The 12,321-nt window shown below is 63.7% G+C and carries 10 protein-coding genes; 1 reads left to right on the top strand and 9 read right to left on the bottom strand.

Annotation, left to right across the window (positions count from 1 at the left end):
• Window positions 1–77 precede the first annotated feature (77 nt).
• The 3 genes from parA to BMX43_RS14915 all read right to left on the bottom strand — a co-directional run bounded on the left by parA (window position 78) and on the right by BMX43_RS14915 (window position 1,412).
• Window positions 78–701 (bottom strand): ParA family partition ATPase, encoded by a 624-nt coding sequence (gene parA, locus BMX43_RS14925; protein WP_091302891.1) that lies wholly within the window; start codon window positions 699–701, stop codon window positions 78–80.
• A gap of 80 nt (window positions 702–781) precedes the next feature.
• The gene (locus tag BMX43_RS14920) at window positions 782–985 is read right to left on the bottom strand and encodes a YgaP family membrane protein (protein ID WP_091302889.1); all 204 of its coding nucleotides are present in this window, start codon (window positions 983–985) and stop codon (window positions 782–784) included.
• A gap of 106 nt (window positions 986–1,091) precedes the next feature.
• Window positions 1,092–1,412 carry a hypothetical protein gene (locus tag BMX43_RS14915; RefSeq protein WP_091302772.1) on the bottom strand — a complete coding sequence of 107 codons (321 nt, stop codon included), beginning with the start codon at window positions 1,410–1,412 and terminating at the stop codon, window positions 1,092–1,094.
• Between the two features lie 149 nt (window positions 1,413–1,561).
• Between BMX43_RS14915 and BMX43_RS14910 the strand changes: the two genes are divergently transcribed.
• Complete coding sequence (locus BMX43_RS14910; RefSeq protein WP_281243141.1) at window positions 1,562–3,553, top strand: protein meaA; 1,992 nt, start codon at window positions 1,562–1,564, stop codon at window positions 3,551–3,553.
• A gap of 172 nt (window positions 3,554–3,725) precedes the next feature.
• Here the strand turns inward: BMX43_RS14910 and lpdA are convergent, their stop codons facing one another.
• The 6 genes from lpdA to sucC all read right to left on the bottom strand — a co-directional run bounded on the left by lpdA (window position 3,726) and on the right by sucC (window position 12,192).
• Window positions 3,726–5,114 carry a dihydrolipoyl dehydrogenase gene (lpdA, locus tag BMX43_RS14905; RefSeq protein WP_091302767.1) on the bottom strand — a complete coding sequence of 463 codons (1,389 nt, stop codon included), beginning with the start codon at window positions 5,112–5,114 and terminating at the stop codon, window positions 3,726–3,728.
• 78 nt (window positions 5,115–5,192) lie between these two features.
• Window positions 5,193–5,588 (bottom strand): MAPEG family protein, encoded by a 396-nt coding sequence (locus tag BMX43_RS14900; protein WP_091302765.1) that lies wholly within the window; start codon window positions 5,586–5,588, stop codon window positions 5,193–5,195.
• 87 nt (window positions 5,589–5,675) lie between these two features.
• A complete protein-coding gene (gene odhB / locus BMX43_RS14895; RefSeq protein ID WP_245749491.1) occupies window positions 5,676–6,884 on the bottom strand; it encodes a 2-oxoglutarate dehydrogenase complex dihydrolipoyllysine-residue succinyltransferase in 1,209 nt (402 codons plus the stop codon).
• Between the two features lie 3 nt (window positions 6,885–6,887).
• Window positions 6,888–9,854 (bottom strand): 2-oxoglutarate dehydrogenase E1 component, encoded by a 2,967-nt coding sequence (locus BMX43_RS14890; RefSeq protein ID WP_091302763.1) that lies wholly within the window; start codon window positions 9,852–9,854, stop codon window positions 6,888–6,890.
• 186 nt (window positions 9,855–10,040) lie between these two features.
• Window positions 10,041–10,925 carry a succinate--CoA ligase subunit alpha gene (gene sucD, locus BMX43_RS14885; RefSeq protein ID WP_091302761.1) on the bottom strand — a complete coding sequence of 295 codons (885 nt, stop codon included), beginning with the start codon at window positions 10,923–10,925 and terminating at the stop codon, window positions 10,041–10,043.
• Between the two features lie 73 nt (window positions 10,926–10,998).
• The gene (gene sucC / locus BMX43_RS14880) at window positions 10,999–12,192 is read right to left on the bottom strand and encodes an ADP-forming succinate--CoA ligase subunit beta (RefSeq protein ID WP_091302759.1); all 1,194 of its coding nucleotides are present in this window, start codon (window positions 12,190–12,192) and stop codon (window positions 10,999–11,001) included.
• Window positions 12,193–12,321: the final 129 nt, after the last annotated feature.

Below are 12,321 nucleotides of genomic sequence, written 5' to 3'. Positions count from 1 at the left end.
ATCATCATCCTGCTATATCTGTTCGACGTATTCTGAAACGGCGCGGGTATTCTGAAACAGGCGGGGGAAACCCCGCCCTATTCCGCCAGAACCGCCAGAACCTCGGCCGCCAGCGCCTTTCCCTCGGTCGCCGCCGCGCCGCGCCCTTCGACGACCGAAAGCCCCTGACCCAGCGATTCCGCAAAGGCCACACGATTGGCCAGCCGCGCCGTGGCCACCTGCGCCACGCCATGGGCCGCCTGTGCCACCTCTTCCGCCAGCCGCGTGCCGGTATTCATCCGGTTCAGCACGATCAGCGCCCGCGTGCTTTCGCGCGCCACCAGATCCAGCACGCCGTCTGTTGCCCACAGATCCACATGGCTGGAGGCCACCGGGATCAGCACCAGATCCGCCTCGCGCAGTGACGGGCGCAGGTCGCTGTCCACCTTGGGCGGCGTGTCCACGATCACGATGTCATGGGTCTGGCGCAGTTTCTTGCACTCATAGCCCACCCCCCAAGCCGAAGCGGTGGAGAATTCGACATCTGCTGCCCCCAGCCGTTCCACCCGCGTCATGAACCAGCGCCCGAGGCTGCCTTGCGGATCGCTGTCCAGCAACGCCACCCGAAGCCCCTGCCGCGCAAAACTGATTGCCAGCGTCACGGCCAGCGTGGTCTTGCCCGCGCCGCCCTTTTGTTGTGCAACCGTGATTACTTTACCCATCCGAATCCCCTCGCTGCACCGCAGCATAGCGAAGTGATCCGAACAAAGACAGGGATTTCCCCCGCGTCAGACCGCCACGTTTACTGGAACGCGCAGCCTGCCTTGATGCCCAGCGCCTTGAAGATCATTGCCGCCGGGCAAAAGCCGGTGAAGGACGACTGGATCAGGTTGGCGCCGATGAACACGGTGAACCACACGAAATAGGGTGAAACCCACAGGGTCAGTGCCACGCTCAGCAGCACCATCACACCGGCAAACAGGAAAATCGAACGATCAAGCGTCATGGCCATCCCCTTTTTTCGGGCGCGACCCGCGCCCCCAGGACCATATAGCGCGACACCCCATCAAATTCAACTTATTGAATTTGATTTCCCCCGTTTCTCGCGAGAATTATTCGACCTTGTAGACAAGCGCGGTTCCATCCGGTCGCATCACGGTCAGCGTGCTGCCGTCAAGTACCGCATCCAGACAGGCCTTACCCGCCAACCGCTGTGGCTCTGTGATTGTACGGCACATCTGGTTGCTCTGCACGCTCCACCGGCCCTTCAATGCATCCTTGCCCACTGTCCCCGACATCACACCGTCGGCCCCGAGAACGATTGTGGCCCCCTTTGCCGTCAAGGTGCGTCCCGAAAGCCCTGCTTGCAGATCGGCCAAGGCAGGGCCGGCCGCTGCGACAAATGCCAGTAGACAAAGAACCTTGGTTTTCATGGCAAGCCTCGATGTTGAAACGATCAGACCTCATCTGAGGCATACACGGCAGGATCCGTGGCCTTGCCGCACATGCACCAGATTTGCCGCAACGCGGCGAATTGACATTGACATAATCTTTCCCCCATATACATCAGAACGAAATAAAGTTGCAATCCCGATTCACGAGGCCCGCCATGACCGTAGCGAAGGATTCCCCCTGGCTGTTCCGCACCTATGCCGGGCACTCCACGGCCAAAGCGTCGAACGCGCTCTATCGCACCAACCTCGCCAAAGGGCAGACCGGTCTCTCGGTCGCCTTCGACCTGCCGACCCAGACCGGCTATGACAGCGACCATGAACTGGCGCGCGGCGAGGTGGGCAAGGTGGGCGTGCCGGTGGCGCATCTGGGCGACATGCGGGCGCTGTTTCAGGACATTCCGCTGGAACAGATGAACACCTCGATGACGATCAACGCCACCGCGCCCTGGCTGCTTTCGCTGTATATAGCGGTGGCCGAGGAGCAAGGCGCCGATATCTCGAAGCTGAACGGCACGGTGCAGAACGACCTGATCAAGGAATACCTGTCGCGCGGCACCTATATCTGCCCGCCGAAGCCCAGCCTGTCGATGATCACCGATGTCGCGGCCTATACGCAAAAGCACCTGCCGAAATGGAACCCGATGAACGTGTGTTCCTACCACCTGCAAGAGGCGGGGGCGACGCCGGAACAGGAACTGGCCTTCGCGCTGGCTACCGCCTGCGCCGTGCTGGACGATCTGAAAGGCAAGGTGGCCCCGGCTGACTTCCCCAATATGGTGGGCCGGATTTCCTTCTTCGTGAACGCAGGCATCCGCTTCGTGACCGAGCTGTGCAAGATGCGCGCCTTTGTCGATCTGTGGGACGAAATCTGCCGCGACCGTTACGGGATCGAGGATGCCAAATATCGCCGCTTCCGTTACGGCGTGCAGGTGAACTCGCTGGGGCTGACCGAACAGCAGCCGGAAAACAACGTCTATCGCATCCTGATCGAGATGCTGGCCGTCACCCTGTCGAAGAAAGCCCGCGCCCGCGCCGTGCAGCTTCCGGCCTGGAACGAGGCGCTCGGCCTGCCCCGCCCCTGGGATCAGCAATGGTCGCTGCGGATGCAGCAGATCTTGGCCTATGAAACTGATCTGCTTGAATATGATGATCTTTTTGACGGCAACCCCGCCATTGACCGCAAGGTGGAAGAGCTGAAGACCGGCGCCCGCGCCGAATTGGCGCAGATCGACGCCATGGGTGGCGCCGTGGCCGCCATCGACTACATGAAGGGCCGGCTGGTCGAGTCCAACGCCGAACGCATCGCCCGGATCGAATCGAAAGAGACCATCGTGGTCGGCGTCAACCGCTGGACCGAGGCCGCGCCCTCGCCGCTGACGGCGGGGGACGGCGCGATCATGGTGGCCGATGCCGATGCCGAACGCGACCAGATCGAACGGCTGAACACCTGGCGCGCCAGCCGCGACGAGGCCAAGGTGCAAGCCGCGCTGGAGGCGGTGCGTCAGGCCTGTGCCAGTGGCCAGAACGTCATGCCCGCCTCGATTGCCGCCGCCAAGGCGGGCGCCACGACCGGCGAATGGGGCGCCGTGGTGCGCCGCGCCTTCGGCGAATACCGCGCGCCCACCGGCGTCTCGCGCAGCCCCTCCAACCGCACCGAAGGGTTGGAACCGATCCGCGAGGCGGTGGCCGCCGTTTCCTCCAAACTCGGGCGTCAGTTGAAATTCCTCGTTGGAAAACCGGGGCTTGACGGCCATTCCAACGGCGCTGAACAGATCGCCGCCCGCGCCCGCGATTGCGGCATGGACATCCATTACGAAGGTATCCGCCTGACCCCGGCCGAAATCGTCAGCGCGGCGGTGGAGCAAGAGGCGCATGTCGTCGGGTTGTCGATCCTGTCGGGCAGCCACCTGCCGCTGATCGCCGAGATGATGGAGCGGATGCGCGACGCGGGCCTTGCCGATATTCCGGTGGTCGTCGGTGGCATCATCCCCGAGGATGACGCGGCAGCGCTGCGCGCCATGGGCGTTGCCGCCGTGTATACGCCGAAGGATTTCGAGCTGAACCGGATCATGCTCGACATTGTGGGGCTGGTCGATCAGGCCCCGATCGCAGCCGAGTAACCCTTTGATCCGAAACCCGAAAGCCCGCCATCCCTGGCGGGCTTTCGGCTTCTTCTTTGCTGAAATACCCGCGCCGCAGGCCCCTGAGCGGCCTGCGCAGGCAGGACGCGAGGCAAAACAGCAACGCCCGGACCGCAGGTCCGGGCGTTTCCGTTTGCTAGGCCGGGGTCGATCAGGCGTGGATCGCGCCGTCGCCGCAGGCCAGCGCTGCTTCGCGCACGGCCTCGCTATAGGTGGGGTGCGCATGGCAGGTCAGCGCCAGATCCTGTGCCGATGCGCCGAATTCCATCGCCACGCAAACCTCGTGGATCAGGTCGCCCGCGCCCGGCCCGATGATGTGGCAGCCCAGAATCCGGTCGGTTTCCTTGTCGGCCAGCATCTTGACGAAGCCATCCGCCTGGAACACCGCCTTGGCGCGGCCATTGCCCATGAAGCTGAACTTGCCCACCTTGTAGGCGCGGCCTTCCGCTTTCAGTTGCTCTTCCGTCTTGCCGACCGTGGCCACCTCCGGCGTGGTGTATACCACACCCGGGATTACCCCATAGTTAACGTGACCGGCCTTGCCCGCCAGAATTTCGGCCAGCGCCATGCCTTCGTCTTCGGCCTTGTGGGCCAGCATCGGGCCGACAATCGCATCACCGATGGCATACAAACCCTTGATATTGGTGCCAAAATGCCCGTCGGTCTTCACCTGCCCGCGCGGTTCCATCTCGACGCCCAGGGCCTCCAGCCCCAGACCGGCGACATAGGGTTTGCGGCCCGTGGCGACCAGCACCACATCGGCCTCGATCTCATGTGCCGAGTCATCCTTGCGCAGTTTGTAGGCCACTTTCGCGCCCGCGCCCGTGCGCTCGGTGCCCTGCACCGCGGCGCCGAGGATGAACTTAAGACCTTGCTTGGCAAGGATTTTCTGGAAGGTCTTGGCCACTTCGGCATCCATGCCAGGGGTGATGGCATCCAGATATTCGACCACCGTCACTTCAGCACCAAGGCGGGCATAGACGGAGCCCATCTCCAGCCCGATCACGCCGGCGCCGATCACGACCATGGATTTCGGGATCGCAGCCAGCGCCAAGGCGCCGGTGGAGGTGACCACAACCTCTTCGTCCACGGTGACGCCGGGGAGGCTCGACGGCTCGGAACCCGTTGCAATCACGATGTTTTTCGCGGTGTGAACCTCATCCCCCACCTGCACCTGACCCGCTGCCGGAATGGTGCCCCAGCCTTTCAGCCAGGTGACCTTGTTCTTCTTGAACAGGAACTCGATCCCCTTGGTATTGCCGGTGATCACGTCCTGCTTGTAGGCCTGCATCTTGGCCCAATCCACCGTGGGATGCGCGCCCATCAGGCCCATTTTCTCAAAGTTTTCATGGACTTCGTGCAGCTGGTGCGTGGCGTTCAGCAGCGCCTTCGACGGGATGCAGCCCACGTTCAGACAGGTGCCGCCCAGCGCATCGCGCCCTTCGACCACTGCGGTTTTCAGGCCCAGCTGGGCGCAGCGAATGGCGCAGACATAGCCGCCGGGGCCGCCGCCGATGATGATGACATCAAATTCCGCCATGGTCAGATCCTTTCCTAGGGGGGGGTGACATCTGTGCACCCTTGGTACACCCGCTGTTCACCCGCCGTCAGACGTTTTTCAGGTCAGTGCGGCGACAAGCATCGCCACGGTTGCGAAGAATCCCACCGCCCAGATGGCGGAACGCCAGGGGCACCAGCCAAGGGCATAGGCGGGAATGTAGAAGATGCGGGCGGCGAGATAGGCCCAGGCACAGGCCTGCGTCACGCCGGAGGATTGGTTGCCGAGCGTCACGACGACGACGGCGAGGGTGAAGAGGATCAGCCCTTCGAAATGGTTGGCCATCGCGCGTTGCAGACGGGCGGTGACGGGGGAGAGCTGCCGCGCAGGCGGCGTGTCGCGGGGGCCGGAGGTGTAGGTGGTGCCGAGTTCGAGATTGGCGGGGACGGCGAAGAGCAGGTATTGGGCGACCTGCACCAGACCGGCGAGCGCAAGGGCGGTGAGTTCGGGGGTCATTGGCGGGCTCCGCAACAAGATGCGCAAGGGATGCGCATCTCAGGGGGTTTTCGGCAGGGTGCGCCGTTCTGGCGCACCCTGAGCGGATCACAGATCCATCAGCAACCGGCGCGGGTCTTCCAGGGCTTCCTTGACGCGGACGAGGAAGGTCACGGCGCCTTTGCCGTCCACGATGCGGTGATCGTAGGACAGGGCGAGATACATCATCGGGCGGATGACGATCTGGCCGTTCACCACCACCGGGCGATCCTGGATCTTGTGCATCCCGAGGATGCCGGATTGCGGGGGGTTCAGGATCGGCGAGGACATCAGCGAGCCGTAGACGCCGCCGTTGGAGATGGTGAAGCTGCCGCCCTGCATTTCCGCCATCGACAGCTTGCCGTCACGGGCGCGCAGGCCGAATTCACCGATCTTCTTCTCGATCGCGGCAAAGCCCATCTGGTCGGCATCCCGCACCACCGGCACGACGAGGCCGTTCGGGGTGCCGACGGCGACGCCCATGTGGACGTAGTTCTTGTAGACCACATCCTGACCGTCGATCTCGGCGTTGACTTCCGGGACTTCTTTCAGCGCGTGGACGCAGGCCTTCACGAAGAAGGACATGAAGCCCAGCTTGACGCCGTGCTTCTTCTCGAACTGGTCCTTGTAGGCGTTGCGCAGTTCCATGATGCCCGACATGTCCACCTCGTTATAGGTGGTCAGCATGGCGGCGGTGTTCTGCGCGTCTTTCAGGCGGCGGGCGATGGTGGCGCGCAGGCGCGTCATCTTCACACGCTCTTCGCGGGCGGCGTCATCGGCGGGCACGGGGGCGCGCGGCGGGGCCGCGACCGGGGCGGGCGCCACTGCGGCAACGGCCAGAGCCTTCGCCACGTCTTCCTTCATCACGCGGCCATCCCGACCCGAGCCTTGCACGGCATCGCGCGAAAGACCGGCCTCGGCCATGGCTTTCTTGGCGGCGGGGGCGTCTTCGACATCCTTGGCCGCCGGGGCTGCGGCGACCGGGGCCGGGGCGGCCACGGCAGCGGCGGGTTTGGCCGCCGGGGCGACAGCACCGGCAGCGCCTTCGACGATGGTGGCCAGCAGCGCGGCAGCGGCGACGGTTTCGCCTTCCTGCGCCAGAATCTCGCCCAGCACGCCTGCGGCGGGCGAGGGCACGTCGAGGCTGACCTTGTCGGTTTCCAGCTCGCACAGGATTTCGTCCACCGCGACAGTATCGCCCGGCTTCTTGAACCAGGTGGCGATGGTGGCTTCGGTGACGCTTTCGCCAAGGGCGGGGACGCGGACTTCGATGCTCATGGCTTATTTCCCTTCAACCGTCAGCGCATCATTCACGAGCGCCTGTTGTTCAGCTTTGTGTTTGGAGGCAAGGCCCGTGGCGGGCGAAGCGGAGGCGTGGCGGCCCACATAGCGCGGACGCTTGGTCGCGCCGCCGACCTGATCGAGCACCCACTCGATATTCGGCTCCATATGGGTCCAGTAGCCCTGATTCTTCGGCTCTTCCTGACACCAGATGACCTCGGCCTGCGGGAAGCGGCCCAGTTCGGCGCGCAGCGATTGCGCCGGGAACGGGTAGAGCTGTTCCACGCGCAGCAGATACACGTCGTCGATGCCACGGGCGTCACGTTCGGCCAGCAGATCGTAATACACCTTGCCGGTGCACATCACGACGCGCTTGATTTCGGCATCCGGTTTCAGCGCGGTTTTCGACACGCCGAGTTGCGCATCATCCCACAGCACGCGGTGGAACTGCGAGCCGGTGGTGAAATCGGCGGCGGTCGAGACGCAGAGCGGGTGACGCAGCAGCGATTTCGGCGTCATCAGCACCAGCGGCTTGCGGAAGTCGCGGTGGATCTGGCGGCGCAGGATGTGGAAGTAGTTGGCCGGGGTCGAGCAGTTGGCGACGATCCAGTTTTCTTGCGCCGACAGTTGCAGGAAGCGTTCCGGGCGGGCGGACGAATGTTCCGGCCCCTGCCCTTCGAAGCCGTGCGGCAGCAGCATCACAAGGCCCGACATGCGCAGCCATTTGCTTTCGCCCGAGTTGATGAACTGGTCGAACATGATCTGCGCGCCGTTGCAGAAATCGCCGAACTGGGCTTCCCACATCACCAGCGCATTGGGTTCGGACAGCGAATAGCCGTATTCGAAGCCCAGCACCGCATATTCCGACAGCATCGAGTCGATCACCTCATACCGCGCCTGACCGGGGCGGATGTGGTTGAGCGGATAGTAACGCTCTTCGGTGGTCTGATCGACGAAGGCCGAATGGCGTTGGCTGAAGGTGCCGCGCGTGCAGTCCTGACCGGACAGACGCACCGGGAAGCCTTCGACCGCGAGCGAGCCGAAGGCCAGCGCCTCGGCCGTGGCCCAATCGAAGCCAGTGCCGGTTTCGAACATCTTCTTCTTGGATTCGAGCTGACGGCCGACGGTCTTGTGCAGGTCGAAATTGTCGGGCACGCGGGTCAGCGCAGCCCCGACCTCGGCCAGCGTTTCCGGCTTGATCGCGGTCTGCCCGGCGGAATATTCGCGCCCTTCTTTCGACAGGTTCTTCCAGCGGCCATCCAGCCAGTCGGCCTTGTTCGGCTTGAATTCCTTGCCGGCCTCGAACTCTTCGTTCAGGCGGGCCTGGAACGCGGCCTTCATGTCCTCGATCTCGCCTTCCGGGATCAGGCCGTCCTTGACCAGCCGCTCGGTGTAAAGCTGCAGCGTGGTCTTGTGCTTCTTGATCGCGGTATACATCGCCGGGTTGGTGAACATGGGCTCGTCGCCCTCGTTGTGACCGAAGCGGCGGTAGCAGAAGATGTCGATCACGACATCCTTGTGGAAGGTCTGGCGGAATTCGGTCGCCACCTTGGCGGCATGCACCACGGCCTCGGGGTCATCGCCGTTGACGTGGAAGATCGGCGCTTCGACCATCAGCGCGATGTCGGTCGGATAGGGCGACGAGCGCGAGAAGTGCGGCGCGGTGGTGAAGCCGATCTGGTTGTTCACCACGATGTGGATGGTGCCGCCGGTGCGGTGGCCTTTCAGCCCCGACAGGCCGAAACATTCGGCCACGACGCCCTGCCCCGCGAAAGCCGCATCGCCATGCAGCAGGATCGGCAGAACCTGATGGCGGTCGGTCTGATCGCCCAGTTGATCCTGCTTGGCGCGGACCTTGCCCAGCACCACCGGGTTCACGGCTTCGAGGTGCGAGGGGTTGGCGGTGAGGCTGAGGTGGACGGTATGGCCGTCAAACGTGCGGTCGGACGAGGCGCCAAGGTGATATTTCACATCGCCCGAGCCATCCACGTCTTCCGGCTTGAAGCTGCCGCCCTGGAATTCGTTGAAGATCGCGCGGTAGGGTTTCATCAGCACATTGGCCAGCACCGACAGGCGGCCGCGGTGCGGCATCCCGAAGACGATTTCCTTCACGCCCAGATTGCCGCCGCGCTTGATGATCTGTTCCATGGCGGGGATCAGCGCCTCGCCCCCGTCCAGGCCGAAGCGTTTGGTGCCCATGTATTTGACATGCAGGAACTTCTCGAAGCCCTCGGCCTCGACAAGCTTGTTCAGGATCGCCTTGCGGCCTTCGCGGGTGAAGGCGATTTCCTTGCCATAGCCCTCGATCCGTTCCTTCAGCCAGCCGGCCTGTTCGGGATCGGAGATATGCATGTATTGCAGCGCGAAGGTGCCGCAATAGGTGCGCTTCACGATGTCCATGATCTGGCGCATCGAGGCGGTTTCCAGCCCCAGCACCTTGTCGATGAAGATCGGGCGATCCATGTCGGCTTCGGTGAAGCCATAGGATTTCGGGTCAAGTTCCGGGTGCAGCGAGGCGTCGCGCATCCCCAGCGGATCGACATCGGCGATCAGGTGGCCCCTGATCCGGTAGGCGCGGATGATCATCAGCGCGCGGATCGAATCCAGCACGGCGCGCTGGATCTGCGCGTCGGAAAGCGAGATGCCCTTTTCCTCGGCCTTGGCGGCGATCTTGGCGCCCGCGCCCTTCGCCTCTTTCGGCGCGATCGGCCATTCCCCGGTCAGCGCGGCGGTCAGATCGTCGCGCGGTTGCGGCGGCCAGTCGGCCCGCGCCCAGGACGGGCCCGCGGCGGCGCGCTTGGCGTCCAGCTCGCTGTCGCCCAGCGCCTTGAAGAAGGCGGCCCAGCCGGCATCCACCGAAGCGGGATCGGCGGCATAGCGGGCCTGAAGCTGGTCGATGTAATCGGCGTTGGCGCCGTCCATGAAGGACGAGGCGTGCAGCGCGTCGTTGGGGGATTGGTCGTTCATCGGCATTATCCTTGAGGATGATCGGGGCCGGGGGTCAGGATCGGGTGAGGGACAGGGGAGAGAGGGAACGGCAAAACGCCCGCCATTGGGACGGGTCCGGCGCGGTCACGAGATATCGACTTTGGACCATCTCACTCCCCTCCCCGGAGTGTGGCCCCCCGCAACCGGGAGGCCAGAGATCAGGCATTACTTGCCCAGCGCCTTCATCACGGCTTCGCCGAGGCCCGCCGGGCTGTCGGCCACGATGATGCCCGCCGCTTTCATGGCTTCGATCTTCGATTCCGCATCGCCTTTGCCACCGGCGACGATGGCGCCCGCGTGGCCCATGCGGCGGCCTTTCGGCGCGGTACGGCCCGCGATGAAGCCCGCGGTGGGTTTCCAGCGGCCACGCTTCTTTTCATCGGCGAGGAACTGCGCGGCTTCTTCTTCAGCCGAGCCACCGATTTCGCCGATCATGATGATCGACTGGGTTTCCGGGTCGGCCAGGAACATTTCCAGCACGTCGATATGCTCGGTGCCCTTGATCGGGTCGCCGCCGATGCCGACCGCCGAGGATTGGCCGAGGCCGAGGTCGGAGGTCTGCTTCACTGCCTCATAGGTCAGCGTGCCCGAACGGGACACGACGCCGACCGAGCCGCGACGGTGGATGTGGCCCGGCATGATGCCGATCTTGCAGGCGTCGGGGGTGATGACGCCCGGGCAGTTCGGCCCGATCAGGCGCGATTTGGAGCCTTCCAGCGCGCGCTTCACCTTCATCATGTCCAGCACCGGGATGCCTTCGGTGATGCAGACGATCAGCTCCATCTCGGCGTCGATCGCCTCGAGGATCGAGTCGGCGGCGAAGGGCGGCGGCACATAGATCGCGCTGGCATTGGCGCCGGTGACGTGCTTGGCCTCATGCACCGAGTTGAACACCGGCAGGTTGAGGTGCAGCGTGCCGCCTTTGCCGGGGGTTACGCCGCCCACCATCTTGGTGCCGTAGGCAATCGCCTGTTCGGAGTGGAAGGTGCCCTGCGAGCCGGTGAAGCCCTGGCAGATCACTTTGGTATTTTCGTTGACGAGAACAGCCATTTGTCTCTCCGTAGGGTGGGGTTCACCCCACCAAAGTTGGAACGGAAGGCGGGGTTTGCCCCGCCCTACGGGTTCAGCCCTTGACCGCTTTCACGATCTTCTGCGCGGCGTCCGACAGGTTGTCGCCCGCGATCACGTTCAGACCGGAGTTGCGGATGATGTCCTTGCCCAGCTCGACGTTCGTGCCTTCCAGACGCACGACCAACGGAACCTGCAGGCCGACCTCTTTCACCGCGGCCAGCACGCCTTCCGCGATCACGTCGCAGCGCATGATGCCGCCGAAGATGTTCACGAGGATGCCTTTGACGTTCGGGTCAGAGGTGATGATCTTGAAGGCTTCGGTCACTTTCTCTTTGGTGGCGCCACCGCCCACGTCCAGGAAGTTGGCCGGTTCGGCGCCATAGAGCTTGATGATGTCCATCGTCGCCATGGCGAGGCCTGCGCCGTTCACCATGCAGCCGATTTCACCGTCCAGCGCGATGTAGTTCAGATCGAACTTCGACGCGGCCAGCTCTTTCGGGTCTTCTTCGGTTTCGTCGCGCAGCGCCTGAATGTCGGGATGGCGATAGAGCGCGTTGCCGTCGAAGGACACCTTGGCGTCCAGCACCTTCAGGTTGCCGTCGGGCATCACGATCAGCGGGTTGATTTCCAGCATCTCCATGTCCTTCTCGACGAAGGCCTTGTAGAGCGTTTTCACCAGAGCGACGCATTGCTTGACGGCAGCGCCTTCCAGACCCAGCGCGAAAGCCACGCGGCGGCCGTGGAAATCCGAAAGCCCCGAGGCCGGATCAACGGAGAAGGAGATGATCTTTTCCGGGGTGTGGGCGGCCACTTCCTCGATGTCCATCCCGCCTTCGGTGGAGGCCACGAAGGAGATGCGCGAGGTCTGACGATCCACCAGCAGCGCGAGGTAGAGTTCGCGCGCGATGTCGGAACCGGCTTCGATATAGATGCGGTTCACCTGCTTGCCAGCCGGGCCGGTCTGGTGGGTGACCAGAGTGCGACCCAGCATCTGCTTGGCCAGCGCTTCGGCTTCTTCCACCGATTTGGCGAGACGGACACCGCCCTTTTCGCCCGCTTCCGGCTCTTTGAACTTGCCCTTGCCGCGGCCGCCGGCGTGGATCTGCGCCTTGACGACCCAGAGCGGCCCGTCCAGCTCACCCGCTGCCGTTTTCGCCTCTTCCGCCTTCAGGACGACGCGGCCGTCAGAGACCGGCGCGCCGTAGCTGCGCAGAAGCGCCTTGGCCTGGTATTCGTGGATGTTCATGGATCATGTCCCATCGCTGCTGATTTGGCGGCGTGATGCCATAGAAAACAGCAGGTTCAAAACGGGATTTGCAGGACAGGCGGGTTTTGGCGCAGAAAAATCGCCTTTGTGATCACAGCCAGAAAAAGT

The sequence above is a fragment of the Gemmobacter aquatilis genome (assembly GCF_900110025.1).
GTDB lineage: Bacteria > Pseudomonadota > Alphaproteobacteria > Rhodobacterales > Rhodobacteraceae > Gemmobacter > Gemmobacter aquatilis.
The sequence above is the reverse complement of the archived record's forward strand: the minus strand, read 5'-3'. Positions and strand labels throughout refer to the sequence as shown.